This window comes from Tenacibaculum agarivorans (assembly GCF_001936575.1).
Lineage (GTDB): Bacteria > Bacteroidota > Bacteroidia > Flavobacteriales > Flavobacteriaceae > Polaribacter > Polaribacter agarivorans.
Genome location: NZ_MSMP01000010.1, coordinates 36,457 through 57,125 on the forward strand (window position 1 = coordinate 36,457; position 20,669 = coordinate 57,125).

Genomic DNA, 20,669 nt, shown 5'->3' on the forward strand with positions numbered 1-20,669 from the left:
CTTTTAAACTTCATAATTCATAATTTGCATGACATACCAAGAAACTATTGATTGGATGTTTAATCAGTTACCGATGTATCAAAATCAAGGTAAAACTGCTTACAAAGAAGATTTGTCAAATACTATTAAACTTTCTAATCATCTTAGTAATCCTGAACGTAAATTTAAATCTATTCATGTAGGAGGAACTAATGGTAAAGGCTCTACAAGTCATATGATAGCTTCAATTTTGGAAGAAGCGGGTTATAAAGTAGGATTGTATACCTCGCCACATTTGAAAAATTTCACTGAAAGAGTTCGGATTAATGGAGAGGAAATTCCAGAACATAAGGTTGTGGATTTTATTCAAAAGAATAAAGTTTTTTTTGAAGAAAATCAATTGTCGTTTTTTGAAATGACAGTAGGTTTAGCTTTTGATTATTTTACTAAAGAGAAAGTAGATATTGCTGTAATAGAAGTTGGTTTAGGAGGACGATTAGATTCAACAAATATTATTACTCCAGAAGTATCTGTAATTACTAATATTGGATTAGATCATACTCAAATTCTAGGAGATACCTTAGAGAAGATTGCTTATGAAAAAGCTGGAATTATTAAGAGAAATATTCCCGTGATTATAGGTGAAAAAGATTTAAATACCGCATTTGTTTTTGTTGAAAAATCAAAGGAAATGAATGCTGAAATTACCTTCGCTTCTGATCATAAAGAAATTGATTTCAAAACAGATTTGTTAGGTATATATCAAAAGAAAAATATCAAAACAGCTATAACTGCTGTTCGTAAGCTCAATGATTTTACTATTTCAGAAGAGAATATAAGAGAAGGGTTACAAAATGTAGTTAAAAATACAAGTCTAAAAGGTAGATGGCAAATTGTCAATAATAAACCTAAAGTAATTTGTGATACAGCTCATAATAAAGAAGGATTAACTTATGTTTTAAAACAATTACAACAGGAGGAGTATAAAAAATTGCATATAGTAATTGGTGTTGTGTCCGATAAAAAATTAGAAGAAATTTTACCTCTTTTTCCAGAAAATGCTACCTATTATTTTTGTAAACCAGATATTCCTAGGGGGCTATCAGCAGAAATTTTAAAAAATGAAGCCTTGAAGTTTAATTTAAAGGGAGAGGCTTTTTCTTCTGTAAAAGATGCTTATAATCAGTCTATTAATCAAGCTGATTCAAGTGATTTAATTTTTATTGGAGGTAGTACATTTACCATAGCAGAAATTTTATAAATAAAAAAAGCAAAAAAGTATTGCCAGTATTTAAAACTGTGTTATATTTGCATCCGCAATAGCGATTAAGGTTCTACCGAATAACCTTTAAAATATTCGGGCGCGTAGCTCAGTTGGTTCAGAGCACTTGGTTTACACCCAAGGGGTCAGGGGTTCGAATCCCTTCGCGCCCACAGGAAGAGTTAAGCTCATACAAGGTTTTCCGAATGACCTTTCAAAATATTCGGGCGCGTAGCTCAGTTGGTTCAGAGCACTTGGTTTACACCCAAGGGGTCAGGGGTTCGAATCCCTTCGCGCCCACTTAAAACCTCGATTATTCAATCGAGGTTTTTTCGTTTATAATATTAATTGCTTTTCGTAGGTTTGTTATTAGTTATCCAAAATAAAGTCAATATGAACTATTTTTCACATGAAACAGCTATAATTGATGAGCCATGTTCTATTGGTATTGGAACTAAAATATGGCATTTCACCCATATAATGTCTGGTTGTGTTATAGGAGATAATTGTAGTTTAGGACAAAATGTAGTGGTGTCACCAGAAGTGATTTTGGGAAACAATGTGAAAATTCAGAATAATGTATCTATTTATACGGGCGTAATATGTGAGGATGATGTTTTTTTAGGACCATCAATGGTTTTTACTAATGTAATTAATCCTAGAAGCGCAATAAATAGGAAATCAGAGTATAAAAAGACTTTAGTGAAAAGAGGAGCTACCATAGGGGCAAATGCAACTATAATTTGTGGTAATACAATAGGAGAGTATGCTTTTATAGGAGCAGGAGCGGTAGTAACTAAAGATGTTGCATCATATGCTTTAGTTGTAGGGAATCCTTCAAAACAAACAGGATGGGTTAGTGAATACGGACATAAATTGAAGTTTGATGGTAATGGTTATGCTTTTTGTAAAGAAAGTGGAGATAAATATCAGTTGATAACTGATGCTGTAAAAAAGGTAGTAAAATGAAAAATTTTGCACTGCTTGGAGTAGCTGGTTATATAGCACCGCGGCATTTAAAGGCTATTAAGGAGACTGGTAATAATTTAATAGCGTCTTTAGATAAAAATGATAGTGTTGGTATTTTGGATAGTTATTTTCCTGAATCAAGCTTTTTTGTAGAGTTTGAAAGGTTTGATCGTTATTTAGAAAAACTAAAGCGCAAGGAGAATGTGTGTTTAGATTATATCAGTGTATGTACACCAAATTATTTACATGATTCACATATTCGGATGGCGCTAAGAAGAGGTGCAGATGCTATTTGTGAAAAACCATTAGTGTTAAATCCATGGAATATAGATGCTCTTGAAGCCATTGAAGATGAAACAGAAAATAAAATTAATGCGATTTTGCAATTAAGGTTGCATCCAGATGTAATCGAACTTAGAAATAAAGTAAAAGAAGAGAAAAACAAAACTAAATATAATATAGAGTTAACTTATATAGCTTCTAGAGGGAATTGGTATGATGTTTCTTGGAAGGGAGATGAAAGTAAATCAGGAGGGATTGTAACCAATATAGGAATTCATTTTTTTGATATGCTGATTTGGATTTTTGGAGCTGTTCAAGAGAATTATGTACATTTAAGGGAGAAAAACAAAGCAGGAGGCTATTTGGAACTGGAAAATGCGAGAGTTCGTTGGTTTTTGTCAATAGATAATGAAGATCTGCCAATGGAAGTACAAAGTAAATCGCAACATACATTTCGATCCATTGTAGTAGACGGGAGAGAGATAGAATTTAGTCAAGGTTTTACTGATTTGCACACTAAAAGCTATGTAGAAATACTAAAAGGAAATGGTTTTTCATTAAAAGATACTAGATCTTCAATTGAGTTAGTTTCGGTAATTAGAAATAAAGAAATTTTAGGTAAAGGAGAAAAACACCGTTATATTTGAATCCTGAAAAATAAAGTTATAAAATAAGTCTCAATAATTTTGGAAATACAGAAATTAGAAAATAAAAAGATATTAGTTACAGGAGGAGCTGGATTTATAGGGTCAAACTTATGCGACAAACTAATAGAGTTAAAAAATCAAGTTGTTTGTTTGGATAATTTCGCTACAGGAAAGAGAGAAAATCTTACACAATTAATGGATAATGGTAATTTTACACTAATAGAAGGAGATATCAGAGATATTGAAGATTGTAAAAAAGCCGCAGAAGGTGTTGATTATGTATTACATCAAGCTGCATTAGGGTCAGTTCCTAGATCGATAAAAGATCCGATTACTTCTAATAACACTAATGTAAATGGTTTTTTAAATATGTTAGTAGCTTCTAGAGATGCAGGTATAAAGCGATTTGTGTACGCAGCAAGTTCTTCTACTTATGGAGATTCTGAATCGTTACCTAAAATAGAAGATAAAATTGGTAGACCTTTGTCTCCTTATGCAATTACAAAATATGTAAATGAATTATACGCAGATGTGTTTTCTAAAACTTATGGAATTGAAACTATTGGTTTGCGTTATTTTAATGTATTTGGAAGAAGACAAGATCCAAATGGAGCTTATGCAGCAGTAATACCGAAGTTTGTAAAACTATTGATGAAAGGAGAGTCGCCAACAATTAATGGAGATGGTACATATTCTAGAGATTTTACATACATAGATAATGTTATACAAGCTAATCTTCTTTGTTTAATAGTGACTGATCAAAAAGCTTTAAATACGGTTTATAATGTAGCTTACGGAGAAAGAAATACCTTGAATGATTTAATGGAGTATTTAAAAGAATATTTGTCGGAATTCGATGCTAGTATTAAAAATGTATCTGCAAATTATGGTCCAAATCGTCAAGGAGATATTCCACATTCGCTGGCAAGTATAGATAAAGCAAAAGAATTATTACATTATAACCCTCGTTTTTCACTTCAATCAGGTTTGAAAGAAGCGATAAAATGGTACTGGGAAAATTTATAACATGAAAATGCCTAAAATAGCAATAATAGGATTAGGGTATGTCGGACTACCATTGGCAAGACTCTTTGCTACTAAATATTCTGTAGTTGGTTTTGATATCAATCAGAATAGAGTAAATGAATTAATGTCGGGTGTTGACTCTACATTAGAAGTAGAAAATGATGTTTTGCAATCTGTTTTGGTAGAAGTAACTTCTGATGAAGCTGGGTTGTTTTGTTCAACTCAAGTTGAAGATATAAAAGATTGTACTGTTTTTATTGTAACCGTTCCAACACCTGTTGATAAAAACCATCGTCCAGTTTTAACACCATTAATTAAAGCAAGTGAAACGGTTGGGGTGGTATTAAAGCAAGGAGATATAGTAATTTATGAATCTACCGTTTATCCAGGTGCCACAGAGGAAGATTGTGTGCCTGTTTTGGAAAAGGTTTCAGGATTGAAATTTAATGAAGATTTTTATGCAGGATATTCTCCTGAAAGAATTAACCCTGGTGATAAAGAACATACTGTAGATAAAATCTTAAAAGTAACTTCGGGTTCTACACCTGAAATAGGGAAGATTATTGATGACTTATATAGATCAGTAATTACTGCTGGAACTCATTTAGCACCAACAATAAAAGTAGCTGAGGCAGCAAAAGTAATAGAGAATTCACAACGAGATATTAATATTGCATTTGTTAATGAGTTAGCAAAGATTTTTAACTTGATGGATATCAATACTCATGATGTGTTAGAAGCTGCTGGTACAAAGTGGAATTTTTTACCTTTTAAACCAGGTTTGGTAGGAGGTCATTGTATAGGAGTTGATCCTTATTATTTAGCGCAAAAAGCACAAGAATATGGGTATCATCCGGAAATTATTTTAGCAGGAAGACGCTTAAATGATAGTATGGGAGAATATGTAGCTTCTGAAGTCATTAAATTAATGATTAAACATGATCTTAGGATCAAGGATGCTAAAGTTTTAGTGTTGGGGATTACATTTAAAGAAAATTGCCCAGATGTAAGAAATACGAAGGTAGTTGACGTAGTATATGCATTGAAAGAGTATGGTCTAGAGGTGACTATTCATGATCCTTGGGCTGATGAAGAAGAGGTAGAACTAGAGTATGGTTTAGAATCAACTCAAAATTTACCAGATGAAAAGTATGATGCTATTGTTTTAACAGTGGCTCATAAAGAGTTTACTGAAATTAGCTATGAAAAATTAAGAAAAGAGAAATCAGTTGTTTATGATGTTAAAAATACTTTGGATACGGTAATTAAAAATAAAACACTATAAATATAGATTTTGCAGTGTTATCATACTGCTTTAATTTTAATTATTGAATGGTGAAGGATGAATAAAACGTTAATAAAACCTGAAAAGGCTTTTCAAAAAGAATTAACTTAATATATTTGTCGATTAAAAAGAGATAGAATTATGAAAGTAGGTATAACTTTTAGTGCATTTGATTTATTACATGCAGGCCACATAAAAATGTTAGAAGAAGCAAAGCGTCAATGCGATTATTTGATTTGCGGACTTCAAACAGATCCTACACTTGATCGTCCAGAAAAAAATAAACCAGTACAGTCTGTAGTAGAGAGATATATTCAATTAAAAGGCTGTAAATATGTAGATGAGATAGTTCCTTATGCTACAGAGCAGGATTTAGAAGATGTTCTACGTTCGTTTCACATAGATGTACGAATTATTGGAGATGAATATGCGAGTAAAATGTTTACAGGAAGAGATTATTGTGAGAAGAAAGGAATAAAATTATACTTCAATAAAAGAGAACATCGTTTTTCAAGTAGTGGTTTAAGAAAAGAGGTTGCAGAAAAAGAAAGTTTAAAAGCAAAAGATAAATAAGCTTTTTTAACGGAATCTATATGGTTCTAAATGAATAGTAAAAGTTAATTGATATATCGCATATACTACAGTCTATTTTTGAAACTCAGTTGTAGTGGCTAGGTAATTAGTAAAAAAGAATTAATTGTATTTAAATAAAGGGCAAATAACATATTTTTTAAAGCATTTACTATTTAAACTTAAAGGAAGGTCTTTTAAAGATTTAATGTATTTTGGAATAGGAACAATCTTTGCCAGATTTTTTTCTATACTTATAGTTCCTTTTTTAGCTACAGTTTTTTCTCCTTCAGAACTGGGGGAGTATGATCTAATAATATCATCGTTATTGATAATAACTCCATTTACTAATTTACAGATGCAGGAGGGGCAATTGTTATATGCCCTTAAGGAAGGTAAAGCTAAAGATGCTATTTATAACTCTGTTTTGTTTTGTACAATCACTTCCTTGTTTTGGGGAGTAGCCTCATTTTTTATTTTATCTACAGCGGGGTTTAGTAATGAGCTTGAGATTAGTCTATTGTTAGTAGTTACTTCAATGTGGCCAGTTATTCAGAATATTTTTCGTTCATATGACAAACCAAAACTGTATGCCATTGTAAGTTCTTTAGTTACACCAGTTTTCTGTGTGTATTTATTTATTCAATTCAAAATTAATTCTGGTTTAACCTTAAAACAGGTTTTATTTGGATTAATTTTTTCATATTCTCTCTTAATTATTCCAATAACATTTTATCATTTATTAAAGCCAAGCTTTAACTTGGAATTACTAAAAAAGATAGTTAAATATTCTTTTCCATTTATATTTAACACTTTTTTTTGGTGGTTAAACTCAATTGTCATAAGATACTTGTTAGGCTACTTTCATTCAATGGAATTAGTTGGAAAGTTTGCTGTAGACTTTAAAATAGCATCCATTATTGTAATTATGTCTAATATTATTTACATGACTTTTCAAAGTGAGTCTTTTAGATCTAAAGAGGTTAACACTAAAACAATGAATCCTTTCGTGTTACTTTTTATTATTTCTTTGGCTCTATCTATTGTAGCACCATTATTAATAAATAACTTTCTCCCCGATTTTTTTACATTTAATGCCACATCATATACACTTTTGATTTCAGCTTTTTTTCAGGGCTGTGCTATATTTGAAGGTGTGAAATTTCAATTAAATAAAAACTCAAAGTTTTTGTTTGTGTCAAGTATTATCTCATCAATGGTAGGGTTAATATTTGCTTATCCTTTAGTCTTATTTTTAAATGAATTTGGATCAGCTTTAAGTTTGTTGATTTCAAATCTTTTGTTATACCTAATACGAAACTATAAGAAACATGAAAAATAAATTCGGGATTTTTACTTATCCTCCTATTAATAAAACATACAATTTAGGAGATTATGTCCAAAGCATAGCTTCAAAGCAGCATTTGTCAGAAAAACAGGAGGTTGTTTTTCTTAATAGAGATGAATTAAATAGCTATAATGAAGAAGATTTGTCTATAGTATTTAATGGTTGGTTTACACATTTTCCTGAGAATTGGCCACCTTCAGAGAAGATTAATCCTTTGTTTGTGTCTTTTCATTTAAATTCAACAGTGTATAGTATGCTTGACAGACCAGAGGTTGTTGAGTATCTGAAGAAACATGAACCTATTGGATGTAGAGATTATAGCACTAGAGAACAATTAGCTAAAAAAGGGATTGATTGTTATTACTCTGGGTGCCTAACACTAACATTAGGAGAATCATATCAAAATACAGACCCAAAGTCAAAAGAAGATATTTATTTTGTTGATGCTTTGTTTAACTTAGATCATAAAGAACAAGTTTTTTCAAGTTTTATAGGTTTCCTTAAAGAAGGTATCTATAGAAGAAAATTGTTGAAACTGAACAAGCAGAATAAAGTTTTTAGTAAAATTTTTGATAAAGAAATATTAAAAAAAGCAAAGTTTCTAACACATATATTACCTGATAATATATCAGAAGATAAAAAGTTTGAATTGGCAGACGAATATTTAAAAAAATATTCAGAAGCAAAATTAGTTGTAACGAGTCGTATTCATGTAGCCTTACCTTGTTTAGCAATGGGAACGCCAGTGATTTTTTTAAATGGAGCTTTTAATCATCATATGGATCATTCAAGGTTTCATGGGATTACACACTTATTGAATAAAATTGATATTACAGATAAGGGAGAATTGTCTTCTAATATGGGAGAAATACAGTATCCTATTACACACAATAGTGCTATAACAAATCCTGATAAACCTAAAGTAATTATTAATGATTTAATAAAAAAAGTTAAATTATTTATTGATGAAAATAGTTGAATTAATTCCTAAACTTGATATTGGAGGAGCAGAAACTTTTATAAGTAGTTTATCAGAAGAACTAGCTCATAAAGCAGAATTATATATTATTTCATTTGAAGAACCTTCAGAGGAATTTATATCTAATTTTGATTTTAAAGATATTAAGTTAATTAGTTTAGATAAAAAACAAGGGATTGATATAAAATTAATGTACAATTTATATAAAGTTTTATCTAAGATTAAACCGGATATTGTTCATACACACCTTCACTGTGTGGATTACATATTACTCAGTTCGTTATTACTGAGAAAAACAAAGTTTTTTCACACCATACATAACTTAGCTGAAAAAGATCAAGAAAATAAAATTTCTAGGTTAATTAGAACCCCTTTCTTTTTTTTAAAAAGAATTAAGGCTATTTGTGTTTCTGAAACTGTAGAAAAATCGTTTAAGAAAACATATCATTCCGATTATTCAACAACAATATTAAATGGAATAAAATCACCTAAAAAAGAAGAGGAAAGGAAAGCAGATGTAGAAATATCTGATTTTTTTGGTAAAAAGCATAGGATAGATAGTTATCAAGATATATTTATAAATGTGGCAAGGGTTACTTATCAAAAAAATCAATTAAACCTTATAGAAGCGTTTAAAAGTCACCCTAATTCGCTATGTCTTATAATTGGCCCGTTAGATGAAAGCTATTTAACACTCGATCAATTAAAAACACTACCTGATAATGTTATTTTTATTGGTCCAACTAATAAAGTAATAGATTTTATGGGGTATGCAGATTTTTTGATATTACCATCATTTTATGAAGGTTTACCAATAACTTTGTTGGAAGCAATGTCTCTAGAAGTAATTCCTTGTTGTACTAATGTAGGTGGAATAAAAGAAGTTATTAAAGATGAATATAATGGCTTTATCATAAAAGGGACAGATGTTAATGAAATTTCTAGAGCCATAGATTTAGTAGAGCAGGCTTCTAGTGAAGATCGTGATCTTATAAGTAAAAGAACGAGAAAAACATTTGAGAATCACTTCTCAATAGAAGTATGTGCAGGAGAACATTTGAAAGTGTTTAGTAAATAACTCACACTTAATTATTACTTTTTTAGTAATAAACAAGATGTAATAAATAATGAAGAAAAGTAAAATTCTAATAAATAGCTTTATAGCAACAGTAGTGATAATTTTCCTTTCCGAATGGATTCAGTCTCTTGAAATATTGACTTTTCCTCCAGGTTTTAGGCATGTTGCTATGTTCGTTTTATTTTTTATGAATTGGCTATTATTAGGTAAAGGGTTGAATCTTGATCTGAAATACAAAAAATATATTTTTGGATTATCCATATTTTTAGTTATATCACTTTTATATGCTGTTTCAGGTTTTTTTAACTTCTTTCTTGGACTAGTCTTTACTTTTGTTTTCGTTATATTATTTATATTGGGAAGTAATATTAAAACTTCAAGAAATACCTTACTAAGCTTGTTAAAAGCACTATTAACTTTTATAACATTAACTTCTGTTTATTCGATTTTTGAAGGTTTAATTAAAGGAATCTCACTTAGGGAAGGAGTTACATTATTTAGAGAGGTAGGTGCTTTAGGAACTATGATGAACATTGGAGTTATAATAGCTTTATCATTGTATGTAGTTACTAAAAACCAAAAAAAGTTTTTTTATTATGCTCTTTTTCTAAGTTTAGGAGTTTTATTAACCATTCTAAAAAAGACAATAATAAGTAACTTAATAGTATGGACTTTTTATTTTATCTATGAATCTAATGTGAAGAGTAGATTTAAGATTATATTTTTCTCAATATTTGTAGTATTTGCTGGATTTCTAGTTATAGGTGAAAAATTCGAGGAAGATATAGATAAGAATTTAAGTTACCTAAACGATGTTGGATCTGAAGATCATGTGAGATTAGGAATGTACTATGCAAGCTATAATGTAGCTAGGGATTATTTTCCCTTTGGGAGTGGTTTAGGAAGTTTTGCCAGTTTGTCAAGTATTACTGGTGGCTATAGCAAGCTTCACTATGATTATAATGTGGCTTATATAGGTTATAATGGACCAGAACATGTTAGTTCAGGAAGACATACCTTATTAGATACTTTTTGGCCACATATAATAGCTGAATTGGGGGTTTTAGGAAGCATATTGTATTTGTTTCTTTGGTTTTTTCCAGTAAAAAAACCGTTTAAACTAATTAGAAAAACAAAAGATAACTTTTTAAAAGGAATATCCTTTTTAATAATCTTGATTAATTTTACCATGTTCTGGGAAGGTTTTACTTTATACACGCCAGAAATACCAGGATTTGTTTTAATTCATTCAGGATTAGTCGGTTTATGTTATTTTCATCTTAAACAGAAATATATTATATAATGGAGCAATTAAAGAAAATATGTTGCATTGGAGCTGGTTACGTAGGTGGCCCAACTATGGCTGTTATAGCTCAAATGAATCCTCAAATCTCAGTGACAGTTGTTGATTTAAATAAAAAAAGAATTGATGATTGGAATGACGATAACTTAGATAATTTGCCTATTTATGAGCCTGGTTTAGCAGACGTTATTAAAGAGGCTAGAGGGAGAAACTTATTTTTTTCGACTGAAGTTGATCAAGCAATTTTAGAGTCTGATGTGATTTTTATTTCGGTTAATACTCCTACAAAAATGTATGGAGAAGGTAAAGGAATGGCTTCGGATTTAAAATATGTTGAATTGTGTGCAAGACAAATAGGACAAGTTGCTAAAACAAATAAAATTATAGTAGAAAAATCTACCTTACCAGTTAAAACAGCACAAGCGATTAAAAGTATTTTGATGAATACTAGTAGTGGTGTAGATTTTCAAATATTATCTAATCCTGAGTTTCTTGCAGAAGGTACAGCAATTGAAGATCTTAAGAATCCTGATAGGGTCTTAATTGGAGGAGACAATACAGATGAAGGAAAAAAAGCTATAAACCTTTTAGTTGACCTTTACGCTTCTTGGGTTCCTAAAGAGAAAATATTAACAACTAATGTATGGTCTTCTGAGTTGTCAAAATTAACAGCAAATGCTTTTTTAGCACAAAGGGTTTCATCTATTAATGCAATTTCTGAGTTATGTGAAAAAACAGGAGCAGATGTTGATGAAGTAGCCAAAGCGATAGGGATGGATACAAGAATCGGAGATAAATTTTTAAAATCCTCAGTAGGTTTTGGAGGATCATGTTTCCAGAAAGATATTCTAAATCTAGTATATATTTCTAAATCTTTAGGTTTGGATGAAGTATCAGATTATTGGCATCAAGTGATTATTATGAATGATCATCAGAAAAATCGCTTTGCTAAGAAAATAATAACAACATTATATAATACCGTTTCAGGTAAAAAAATTGCTTTTTTAGGTTGGGCTTTCAAGAAAGATACTAATGATACAAGAGAATCTGCTGCTATATATGTAGCTGATAAGCTTATTGATGAAAAATGTAATGTACAAGTATATGATCCAAAAGTATCTTCGAAACAAATGTTAGATGATGTAAATAATTTAAATTCAAGATCATCTGAAGAAAATAGTATCTATCTTACATCAAGTGAAGATGTTTATGAGGTATGTAAGTCTGCTCATGCTATTGCTGTTTTAACAGAATGGGATGAATTTAAACAGTTAGATTGGCAAAGAATCTATGAGAATATGTATAAACCTGCTTATATTTTTGATGGGCGAAATATTTTAGATTCAACAGAAGTAAGAAAAATAGGTTTTAAATATAAAGCAATAGGTAAGTAAATAGTTATGAAAAAAATTTTAATAACAGGAGGAGCAGGATTTGTAGGGTCTCACTTATGTGAACGATTGTTGAATGAAGGAAATGAAGTAATATGTTTGGATAATTACTTTACAGGGAATAAAAAAAATGTAAATCACCTCTTAGATAACAGAAATTTTGAATTAGTTAGGCATGATGTGGTTGAGCCTTATTTTGCAGAGGTAGATGAAATTTATAATTTAGCCTGTCCAGCTTCACCTCCACATTATCAAGTTAACCCAATTAAAACAATGAAAACTTCAGTATTGGGAGCTATGAATATGTTAGGTTTAGCAAAAAGAACAGGAGCTAAAATCTTACAAGCTTCAACTAGTGAGGTTTATGGAGATCCTCTAGTGCACCCTCAAATTGAAACTTACTGGGGAAATGTAAATCCAATTGGTATTCGTTCATGTTATGATGAAGGAAAAAGATGTGCGGAAACATTATTCATGGATTATCATAAACAGCATGATATTAAAATTAAAATAGTAAGAATATTTAATACTTATGGGCCTAGAATGAATCCAGAAGATGGTCGAGTAGTTTCTAATTTTATTGTACAAGCTTTAAAAGGTGATGATATTACTATATATGGAACAGGAAATCAGACAAGAAGTTTTCAATATGTTGATGATTTAGTTGAGGGAATGATTAGAACAATGAATTCTGATGATAGTTTTTTAGGTCCTGTAAATATTGGAAATCCTGGAGAGTTTACTATGATTGAACTGGCTGAAAAAATATTAAAACTAACTGATTCAAAATCAAAGCTAGTTTATAGAGATTTACCTCAAGATGATCCTATGCAAAGAAAACCTAACATTGATTTAGCATACGAAAAGTTGAATGCTTGGTCTCCTAAAGTAGAGTTGGAATCAGGTCTGACAAAAACAATCACATATTTTGAAAATCTTATAAGTAAAGATTTAATGTAATTTTACATATGTTATTTAAAACAACTAGACATGAATATTCTAATTAGTGCCCATGAATTTAGTCCTGTCCAAGGCTCAGAGTGTGCCGAAGGTTGGAATATTGTTTCAAGATTAGCGAAGAATAAAAACCTAAATATTACAGTTTTATATGCTAGAGGTTCTCAGTACGCACCTGAATCTTATTTTAAAGCTGTTGAAGAATATTATGCGGTTAATGAAAAGGAAAGTAATTTAACATTAGTTCCTGTAGATCAACCGAAAACAACTTTATTGTTAGCTAAATTTAATAGGTTTATTACTATGGGAAAAGGTAGTATCGGTTTTCCTGTTTTATATTATTTAGGTTATGCTTTTTGGCAGAAAAAAGCATATCAAATATCCAAAAGTATTATCCAAGAACAACAGATTGACTTAGTTCATAATTTAACTCAAATTACATATAGAGAACCAGGATTTTTATGGAAAACTAAAACTCCATTTGTTTGGGGACCTACTGGAGGTATAGAAGGAATTTCTTTTGCTTTACTAAAAAGTCTTAGCTTAAAACAAAAGGTTTTTGAATTAATTAGAAATACCTCAAATTATTTACAGTTTAAGTTTAAGAGAAGAATAAAAAAGGCGATAAAAAAAGCAAAACTAATTTATGCCTTTTCAGAGAACGATAGAATAACAATGGGAAAGTATAATACTAATGTTAAGATTTTATTAGATTCAGGTACTAATCCTGTTGAAAATCCTGTCATTAGACAATTTAATACTGGAAAATTAAATATTATTTGGGTTGGACAGCTAATTGAACGTAAAGGTTTAATTATGTTAATCAAAGCGTTGGAAAATATTAAAGATGTAAATAATAAATTGAATGTTAATATACTAGGAGACGGGCCACTAAAAGAACTTTATAAAACAGAAGTTGAAAATAGAGAACTTGATTGTGTAAATTTCTTAGGAAGAATACCTCATAAAGAAGTTCAATCTGTTTTAGCTTCTTCCCATGTTTTAATGCATACTAGTTATAGAGAAGCTACTACTCATGTTGTGCCAGAGTCACTTTCAACAGGTCTGCCCGTTATTTGTCATGATGCTTTTGGATTAAGTATAGCGGTAACATCAGAATGTGGTATAAAAATACCACTTAAAAGTTTTGATGATAGTATTAAAGGATTCTCTAGTAGTATTGAATACTTACTTGAAAATCCAAGTAAGGTTAAACAGATGTCTATAGGTGCTATTGAAAGATCAAAAGAATTAAGTTGGGATTTGATGATTGAGCAAATTGTTAAAGACTATGAAACTATTATAAATAAATAAATTAAAAATGAGAATATTATTAATAAATAATACTCATTATATTGGAGGTGGAGCTGATAGAGTATATATAAATACAGGTAGTTTATTAGAAAAAAACGGACATACCGTTTTGTATTTTAGTACTCAAAGCGAGAAAAATATTCAGTCAAAATATGCTAAATATTTTGTAAGTAAGCAAAACAATAGGGAGGTAAGTTTTACAGATAAACTGAAAGGTGTAAAAAATTATCTTTATAATAAAGAAGTTGAGAGTAAGTTATCGAGATTAATACAAGAGGAGAAACCAGATATAGCCCATTTGCATCTTTTTTATGGAGGTTTATCATCTGCAGTATTAAAAGTGTTAAGAGAAAATAATATTCCAATTGTTCAAACTGTACATGATTATAGATTATTATGTCCAGCAAATGCTTTTTTAAACTCAAAAAATGAAATTTGCGAGAGATGTAAACCAAAGAAATATTATAATTGTACATTAAATAGATGTTCTGGAGGTAATATTTTCTATAGCTCTATATTATCAGTAGAAGGATATTTTAGAAAGTATTTATATGACCCACTAGACTATATCAATCATTTTGTATTTGTTAGTGATTTTTCACGAAAAAAACATATTGACTTTGATAAAAGATATAGAGAAAAAAGTTCACACCTCTATAATTTCACGCATTTACAAGAAAAACCAATTGTAGAAAGAGAGAATTATTTTTTGTTTTTCGGAAGACTTTCAAATGAAAAAGGAGTTCATACTCTTATAGAAGCTGCTCAAGAAGTTGGTGTGAATTTAAAAGTTGTAGGAGATGGCCCAATAAAAGAAGAGTTAGAAATAAATAATGTAAACGAAAAAATAAGCTTTTTAGGCCATAAATCAGGCCAAGAACTTATTGATTTGATAAAGAAAGCTTCTTTTATTATTGTTCCATCTGAATGGTATGAGAATAATCCAATGACAATAATAGAATCTTATGCGCTTGGAAAGCCAGTAATTGGAGCAAAAATTGGTGGTATCCCAGAAATAATTATTGAAAATAAGACAGGTTTTTTGTTTGAATCCAGAAGTAAAGAAACATTAAAACAAGTAATAGAAAAGGCTAAAAAAATGAGTGACCAAGATTACTTGGAAATGTCAGAAGGCGCAAGAAAATTTGCCGAATCTAATTTTTCAGAAGAGAAAAATTATGATCATTTAATAAGTGTTTATCAAAGTTTAAAACAAGATAATGAAAAAAATAGTTGAATCTATTATTGATAAATTAGGTCGAAAAGATTATAAAATAGATGAACACTTATCAAGTTATAATTTATTAATAATAGTTTTGACTAAATTAATTCAGTTTTTCAGAGGAATGATTTTTGTCAAATTGTTTTTAAAATCCTCTAAAGGACTTATTTTTTTAGGTAAAAGGACAAGCATAAATCATAAAAATAAAATATCAGTAGGGAAAACAACATCGATTGGTAATAATGTCTCAATTAATGCATTATCAAAAAAAGGAATAAAAATAGGAGATAATTTTACTCTAAAGGATAATTGTATAATTGATTGTACAGGTGTAATAAGAGATTTAGGAGAAGGCCTTTCAATAGGAGATAATGTTGGTATTTCTGAGAACTGCTTTATTCAAGTTAGGGGTGAGGTTATAATTGGAAATAATGTTATTTTTGGCCCCAGTGTGTCGATTTTTTCCGAAAATCACAATCATGATGATGTAAATCAAACGATTGTAAGCCAAGGAGAGACCAGAAAAGGGGTTATAATCCAAGATAATGTTTGGATTGGAACTAAAGCAACAATTTTAGATGGTGTTGTAGTAGGTGAGGGAAGTATAATTGCTGCTAATAGTGTTGTAACAAAAAATGTAGAACCGTATACAGTTGTTGCGGGTATACCTGCAAAAACAATAAAATCAAGAAAATAGTAAGAAAATAATAATTTATAAAAATGAAAAAAATATACATTGCTGGATGTGGTGGAATGTTAGGAGAAGCATTTTACAAACAATTTAAAGATGAATTTTTACTAAAGTGTACTGACAAAGATGTTAATGAAGAATGGCTATCTTTTTTAGATTTTAGAGATTCTGATGCTTATGAAAAAGATGTTAATGAATTTAAACCGGATTATCTTTTCCACATTGGAGCTTATACAGATTTAGAATTTTGTGAGAAAAACTCTGACGATACATACAATACTAATACATTAGCAGTTGAAAATGCTGTTAGAATAGCAAATAGTTTAGATATTCCTCTATTATATATAAGTACAGCAGGTATTTTTGATGGAAAAAAGGAACTTTATGATGATTGGGATTTACCAAACCCTTTAGGCGTTTATGCTAGATCTAAATATATGGGAGAAAGATATGTCTGTGAAAATGCTAAAAGATTTTTAGTATGTAGAGCAGGATGGATGATGGGATCTGGACCAAAAAAGGATAAGAAATTTATCCAAAAATTAATGAAACAAATCAAAGATGGTAATAAAGAATTATTCATAGTTGATGATAAAGATGGTACACCAACCTATACTCATGATTTTGCAAAAAATGTAAAGCTATTAGTAAAGAAAGAATATTGGGGATTATATAACCTTGTATGTGGTGGACAAACAAGTAGATTAGAGGTTACAAATGAACTATTAAGGTTATTAAATTTACAAGAGGAAATTAAGGTAACCGCAGTAAAGTCAGATCATTTTAAAGACGTTTATTTTGCTGAAAGACCTCCAAATGAAAGGCTTATTAATAAGAAGTTAGACATAAGAGGTTTGAATGTCATGCAAGATTGGAAGGATGCCTTGAAAGAATATATAGATAATTATTATCAAGATTATTTATAAATCTAGTTAGTCATTATGGATAGAATAAAAAAGAAAAAAATAGCAATAATTGGTTCTCATGGATTATATGCAAAGTATGGAGGATGGGATCAATTGGTAAATAATCTAGCAGAAAAAAAATCAGATGAAGTTGAATATATAATTTTTAATTCTTCAGATACAGAGTATGTAAAGCCTGCACCTGATGGTGTAGAAGTAAAAAAGATGATTTTCAAAGCAGCTGGATATCAAGGTTTTTTTTATGATTTTTATTCTATCTTATTATGTTATTTTAAAGTAGATGTTTTAGTATTGTTAGGAGCGCAAGGGATGCCAATAATTCCGTTGCTATCTATTTTCAAAAAGAAAACAATTATTACTAACATTGGAGGAATTGAATGGGAAAGGCCCAAATACAATAAAATTATTAAATCCTACTTTAGATATTGTTTCAGATTAGCAAAAAAAAGAAGTACTTTAATTTTAGATAACGAACATTATAAGAAGTTTATCCCTAAAGGTGGTGAAGCAAATTACAAGATAATTCCTTATGGAGGAGAAATTGATGATTCTTTGAGTGTTACAAATGAAATGATTGAAAAGTATCCATTTCTAGAAGAAGATTACTTTTTATCAATAAGCAGATCTTTAAAAGATAACATGATAGCTGAGTTATGTGAGAGCTTTATAAATCTTAATCAAAAATTAGTTTTAATATCTAACTTATCTAGATCCGAATACGGTTTAAAAGTTTTAAAAAAGTATTCTGGTTACAAAAATATAGTTTTGATTGATGGATTGTATAATAAACCTGAATTAGATTTGGTTAGAAGAAAATGTAAAGCTTACATACATACACATACCTTATGTGGAACTGCACCTTCTTTGGTTGAGATGATTATCTCTGGTAGACCAATTTTATCAATTGATATTCCTCAAAATAGATATACACTAGAAAATGAGGGACGCTTTTATAAAAACTTTGAAGAGTTATCCACAATAATAAAAGATAATAACGATCTAACCTCATTATCACCATCAGAGTCATTACAAGAAAATTATTATTGGGAAAAAATAGTAAACGATTATGAAGCTCTATACTAAATTTTCTAGCTAAGGATAGTATAGTCAATTTTAAAACTAATATGGAAAGTAAGAAAATGAAAGGAATTATACTTGCAGGAGGATCTGGTACTAGATTATATCCTATTACAAAAGGGGTTTCTAAACAGCTATTGCCAATTTACGATAAACCCATGATATATTATCCTTTGTCAGTTTTGATGCTAGCAGGGATAAAAGAAATTTTAATTATTTCTACACCACACGATTTACCCAATTTTAAGAAATTACTTGGATCAGGAGAAGAATTAGGGATCTCTTTATCATATGAGGAACAGCCATCACCTGATGGATTAGCTCAAGCATTTATAATAGGCGAACAATTTATCGGTACTGATGATGTATGTTTAATTTTAGGAGATAATATCTTTTATGGTCATGGTTTAACTCAAATGTTAAAACAGGCAAGAAATAATGTAGAAAATGAACAAAAAGCAACCGTTTTTGGATATTATGTAAATGATCCAGAAAGGTATGGTGTAGCAGATTTTGACAATGAAGGAAATGTAATTTCTATTGAAGAAAAACCTAAAAGTCCTAAATCTAACTATGCTGTAGTCGGATTATATTTTTATCCAAACAGCGTAATTGAAATAGCAAAAGAAATAAAACCTTCAGATAGAGGAGAGCTAGAAATTACATCTGTTAATCAAGAATACCTAAATAGAAACTCTTTAAAAGTAGAGTTAATGGGTAGAGGATATGCTTGGTTAGATACGGGAACTCACGACTCTTTAATGGAAGCAGGACAATTTATTGAAACAATAGAAAAACGCCAAGGATTAAAAGTAGCTTGTTTAGAAGAAATTGCACTATACATGGGATATATTACTAAAGATCAAGTAAGAGCAATAGCAGAGACACTGAAGAAAAATAATTATGGACAATACCTTTTAAATCTGGTAAAGTAATATAAGTTAAATGAATTTTATTAAAACAGAAATACCCGAAGTAGTAATAATTGAGCCTAAAGTGTTTGGAGACAAGAGAGGATATTTTTTAGAGTCTTTTAACAAGAAAGCATTTGAAGAAAATATACACACTGTAGACTTTATACAAGACAATGAATCTAAATCTACTAAAGGAGTATTAAGAGGTTTACATTTTCAAAAACCTCCATATGAACAAGCTAAACTTGTACGTTGTGTGGAAGGGAAAGTTTTAGATGTTGCTGTAGACCTTAGATTAGGTTCTCCAACTTATGGAAAACACGTTGCAGTAGAATTATCGGGAGAAAATAAAAGACAATTATTTGTACCTAGAGGATTTGCTCATGGTTTTGTAGTTTTATCAGATGAAGCTGTATTTTCTTATAAAGTAGATAATTCATATGCTCCTGATTATGACTCTGGTATCATTTGGAATGATCTGGATTTAAAAATTAATTGGAATATCGACATTGAAGATGTAAAATTGTCCGATAAAGATAAAAAGTTGATTTCTTTTAAAGAGTTCGTTAGTCCTTTTAAATATTAATAATATGAGAGTATTAGTTACAGGCGCAAGTGGACAGTTAGGATCGGAAATTAAAAGTTTGTCAAAGAAGTTTACTCACAATGAATTCTTTTTTGAAGATTCAAAAGGACTTGATATTACAGATAGTAAAAGAGTAGATGCATATATTGCAGATAACAATATTGATACTGTAATTAATTGTGCAGCATATACTTCAGTTGATAAAGCTGAATCTGAAGAAGAAACAGCTGAAAGAGTTAATGGAGAAGCAGTAAAAAACCTTGTTCAAAGCTTAAGTAAAAAAAAGGGGAAACTTATTCATATATCAACAGATTATGTATTCAATGGAAAAAGTTACATTCCATATAAAGAGAATGATGAAGTTGACCCAATTGGTGTTTATGGTAAAACAAAAAGAAAAGGAGAAGAATATCTTTTAAATTCTGAAATTGAAGGTGTAATAATTAGAACTTCATGGGTTTATTCTAGCTTTGGTAATAATTTTGTGAAAACTATGCTTAAATTAGGAGAAGATAGAAATGAACTAAATGTAATTTTTGATCAAGTTGGCTCACCTACATATGCTAAGGACCTCGGAGAGTTATGTCTTAATCTTTTGGATAAAGATTTTAATACTGACTCTAAAATATATCATTATTCTAATGAAGGAGTATTATCTTGGTTCGATTTTGCTAAAGCTATAATGGAAATTTCAGGGAAAACGTGTGAAGTCTATCCAATAGAAACTAAAGACTATCCAACACCAGCAAAAAGACCAAATTTTTCTCTGTTAAATAAATCGAAAATTAAAAAAGATTTTGGAATAGAAATTCCTTATTGGAGAGATTCATTAAAGATGTGTATCAACGAAATAGAAAGCTAAAC

The 20,669-nt window shown here is 29.8% G+C and carries 20 protein-coding genes and 2 tRNA genes; all 22 read left to right on the top strand.

Going from position 1 to position 20,669, the window contains the following annotated elements; translation table 11 throughout:
• Positions 1-28: 28 nt before the first annotated feature.
• The 22 genes from BVC87_RS09185 to rfbD all read left to right on the top strand — a co-directional run bounded on the left by BVC87_RS09185 (position 29) and on the right by rfbD (position 20,667).
• On the top strand, positions 29-1,240 hold the full coding sequence (locus tag BVC87_RS09185; RefSeq protein WP_075342081.1) for a bifunctional folylpolyglutamate synthase/dihydrofolate synthase: 1,212 nt from the start codon (positions 29-31) through the stop codon (positions 1,238-1,240).
• 98 nt (positions 1,241-1,338) lie between these two features.
• A tRNA-Val gene (locus BVC87_RS09190) sits at positions 1,339-1,413 on the top strand.
• A gap of 52 nt (positions 1,414-1,465) precedes the next feature.
• Positions 1,466-1,540, top strand: a tRNA-Val gene (locus BVC87_RS09195).
• A gap of 93 nt (positions 1,541-1,633) precedes the next feature.
• Complete coding sequence (locus BVC87_RS09200; protein WP_075342082.1) at positions 1,634-2,209, top strand: acyltransferase; 576 nt, start codon at positions 1,634-1,636, stop codon at positions 2,207-2,209.
• Positions 2,206-3,138, top strand: coding sequence for a Gfo/Idh/MocA family oxidoreductase (locus BVC87_RS09205; RefSeq protein ID WP_075342083.1), 933 nt, complete (start codon positions 2,206-2,208; stop codon positions 3,136-3,138). Before BVC87_RS09200 ends, BVC87_RS09205 begins: the two co-directional genes overlap by 4 nt.
• Positions 3,139-3,177: 39 nt before the next feature.
• On the top strand, positions 3,178-4,164 hold the full coding sequence (locus BVC87_RS09210) for an SDR family oxidoreductase (protein ID WP_075342084.1): 987 nt from the start codon (positions 3,178-3,180) through the stop codon (positions 4,162-4,164).
• A 1-nt stretch (position 4,165) separates the two neighbouring features.
• Positions 4,166-5,449 (top strand): nucleotide sugar dehydrogenase, encoded by a 1,284-nt coding sequence (locus BVC87_RS09215; protein ID WP_200799181.1) that lies wholly within the window; start codon positions 4,166-4,168, stop codon positions 5,447-5,449.
• A 141-nt stretch (positions 5,450-5,590) separates the two neighbouring features.
• Positions 5,591-6,022 carry an adenylyltransferase/cytidyltransferase family protein gene (locus BVC87_RS09220; RefSeq protein WP_075342085.1) on the top strand — a complete coding sequence of 144 codons (432 nt, stop codon included), beginning with the start codon at positions 5,591-5,593 and terminating at the stop codon, positions 6,020-6,022.
• Between the two features lie 124 nt (positions 6,023-6,146).
• Positions 6,147-7,361 carry a lipopolysaccharide biosynthesis protein gene (locus BVC87_RS09225; RefSeq protein ID WP_075342086.1) on the top strand — a complete coding sequence of 405 codons (1,215 nt, stop codon included), beginning with the start codon at positions 6,147-6,149 and terminating at the stop codon, positions 7,359-7,361.
• Positions 7,351-8,346, top strand: coding sequence for a polysaccharide pyruvyl transferase family protein (locus BVC87_RS09230; RefSeq protein ID WP_075342087.1), 996 nt, complete (start codon positions 7,351-7,353; stop codon positions 8,344-8,346). The genes BVC87_RS09225 and BVC87_RS09230 overlap by 11 nt, the downstream gene beginning before the upstream one ends.
• Positions 8,333-9,424 carry a glycosyltransferase family 4 protein gene (locus BVC87_RS09235; protein WP_075342088.1) on the top strand — a complete coding sequence of 364 codons (1,092 nt, stop codon included), beginning with the start codon at positions 8,333-8,335 and terminating at the stop codon, positions 9,422-9,424. The genes BVC87_RS09230 and BVC87_RS09235 overlap by 14 nt, the downstream gene beginning before the upstream one ends.
• Before the next feature lie 49 nt (positions 9,425-9,473).
• Positions 9,474-10,727: a hypothetical protein gene (locus tag BVC87_RS09240; protein WP_075342089.1), complete on the top strand. Its 1,254-nt coding sequence runs from the start codon at positions 9,474-9,476 to the stop codon at positions 10,725-10,727.
• Positions 10,727-12,121 carry a nucleotide sugar dehydrogenase gene (locus BVC87_RS09245; protein ID WP_075342090.1) on the top strand — a complete coding sequence of 465 codons (1,395 nt, stop codon included), beginning with the start codon at positions 10,727-10,729 and terminating at the stop codon, positions 12,119-12,121. The genes BVC87_RS09240 and BVC87_RS09245 overlap by 1 nt, the downstream gene beginning before the upstream one ends.
• A 6-nt stretch (positions 12,122-12,127) precedes the next feature.
• A complete protein-coding gene (locus tag BVC87_RS09250; RefSeq protein WP_075342091.1) occupies positions 12,128-13,078 on the top strand; it encodes a UDP-glucuronic acid decarboxylase family protein in 951 nt (316 codons plus the stop codon).
• Between the two features lie 30 nt (positions 13,079-13,108).
• A complete protein-coding gene (locus BVC87_RS09255; protein WP_075342092.1) occupies positions 13,109-14,389 on the top strand; it encodes a glycosyltransferase family 4 protein in 1,281 nt (426 codons plus the stop codon).
• 7 nt (positions 14,390-14,396) lie between these two features.
• Positions 14,397-15,626: a glycosyltransferase family 4 protein gene (locus BVC87_RS09260; RefSeq protein ID WP_075342093.1), complete on the top strand. Its 1,230-nt coding sequence runs from the start codon at positions 14,397-14,399 to the stop codon at positions 15,624-15,626.
• Entirely contained in the window at positions 15,610-16,308 is a 699-nt protein-coding gene (locus BVC87_RS09265; RefSeq protein ID WP_075342094.1) for an acyltransferase, read from the top strand. The genes BVC87_RS09260 and BVC87_RS09265 overlap by 17 nt, the downstream gene beginning before the upstream one ends.
• A 23-nt stretch (positions 16,309-16,331) precedes the next feature.
• Positions 16,332-17,228, top strand: a complete 897-nt coding sequence (locus BVC87_RS09270) for an SDR family oxidoreductase (protein ID WP_075342095.1) — start codon at positions 16,332-16,334, stop codon at positions 17,226-17,228.
• Between the two features lie 15 nt (positions 17,229-17,243).
• A complete protein-coding gene (locus BVC87_RS09275) occupies positions 17,244-18,311 on the top strand; it encodes a glycosyltransferase family protein (RefSeq protein ID WP_075342096.1) in 1,068 nt (355 codons plus the stop codon).
• A 56-nt stretch (positions 18,312-18,367) separates the two neighbouring features.
• Positions 18,368-19,240, top strand: a complete 873-nt coding sequence (gene rfbA, locus BVC87_RS09280) for a glucose-1-phosphate thymidylyltransferase RfbA (protein WP_075342202.1) — start codon at positions 18,368-18,370, stop codon at positions 19,238-19,240.
• Between the two features lie 10 nt (positions 19,241-19,250).
• The gene (gene rfbC / locus BVC87_RS09285; RefSeq protein WP_075342097.1) at positions 19,251-19,805 is read left to right on the top strand and encodes a dTDP-4-dehydrorhamnose 3,5-epimerase; all 555 of its coding nucleotides are present in this window, start codon (positions 19,251-19,253) and stop codon (positions 19,803-19,805) included.
• Positions 19,806-19,809: 4 nt separating this feature from the next.
• Positions 19,810-20,667: a dTDP-4-dehydrorhamnose reductase gene (gene rfbD, locus BVC87_RS09290; protein ID WP_075342098.1), complete on the top strand. Its 858-nt coding sequence runs from the start codon at positions 19,810-19,812 to the stop codon at positions 20,665-20,667.
• Positions 20,668-20,669 lie beyond the last annotated feature (2 nt).

Coding starts and splice junctions, on each gene's coding strand:
- rfbA (WP_075342202.1), top strand. CDS start 18,368: ATGAAAGGAATTATACTTGCAGGAGGATCTGGTACTAGATTATATCCT.
- BVC87_RS09255 (WP_075342092.1), top strand. CDS start 13,109: ATGAATATTCTAATTAGTGCCCATGAATTTAGTCCTGTCCAAGGCTCA.
- BVC87_RS09240 (WP_075342089.1), top strand. CDS start 9,474: ATGAAGAAAAGTAAAATTCTAATAAATAGCTTTATAGCAACAGTAGTG.
- BVC87_RS09230 (WP_075342087.1), top strand. CDS start 7,351: ATGAAAAATAAATTCGGGATTTTTACTTATCCTCCTATTAATAAAACA.
- BVC87_RS09275 (WP_075342096.1), top strand. CDS start 17,244: ATGGATAGAATAAAAAAGAAAAAAATAGCAATAATTGGTTCTCATGGA.
- BVC87_RS09245 (WP_075342090.1), top strand. CDS start 10,727: ATGGAGCAATTAAAGAAAATATGTTGCATTGGAGCTGGTTACGTAGGT.
- BVC87_RS09220 (WP_075342085.1), top strand. CDS start 5,591: ATGAAAGTAGGTATAACTTTTAGTGCATTTGATTTATTACATGCAGGC.
- BVC87_RS09235 (WP_075342088.1), top strand. CDS start 8,333: ATGAAAATAGTTGAATTAATTCCTAAACTTGATATTGGAGGAGCAGAA.
- BVC87_RS09265 (WP_075342094.1), top strand. CDS start 15,610: ATGAAAAAAATAGTTGAATCTATTATTGATAAATTAGGTCGAAAAGAT.
- rfbD (WP_075342098.1), top strand. CDS start 19,810: ATGAGAGTATTAGTTACAGGCGCAAGTGGACAGTTAGGATCGGAAATT.
- BVC87_RS09200 (WP_075342082.1), top strand. CDS start 1,634: ATGAACTATTTTTCACATGAAACAGCTATAATTGATGAGCCATGTTCT.
- BVC87_RS09260 (WP_075342093.1), top strand. CDS start 14,397: ATGAGAATATTATTAATAAATAATACTCATTATATTGGAGGTGGAGCT.
- BVC87_RS09270 (WP_075342095.1), top strand. CDS start 16,332: ATGAAAAAAATATACATTGCTGGATGTGGTGGAATGTTAGGAGAAGCA.
- BVC87_RS09250 (WP_075342091.1), top strand. CDS start 12,128: ATGAAAAAAATTTTAATAACAGGAGGAGCAGGATTTGTAGGGTCTCAC.
- BVC87_RS09215 (WP_200799181.1), top strand. CDS start 4,166: ATGAAAATGCCTAAAATAGCAATAATAGGATTAGGGTATGTCGGACTA.
- BVC87_RS09205 (WP_075342083.1), top strand. CDS start 2,206: ATGAAAAATTTTGCACTGCTTGGAGTAGCTGGTTATATAGCACCGCGG.
- rfbC (WP_075342097.1), top strand. CDS start 19,251: ATGAATTTTATTAAAACAGAAATACCCGAAGTAGTAATAATTGAGCCT.
- BVC87_RS09185 (WP_075342081.1), top strand. CDS start 29: ATGACATACCAAGAAACTATTGATTGGATGTTTAATCAGTTACCGATG.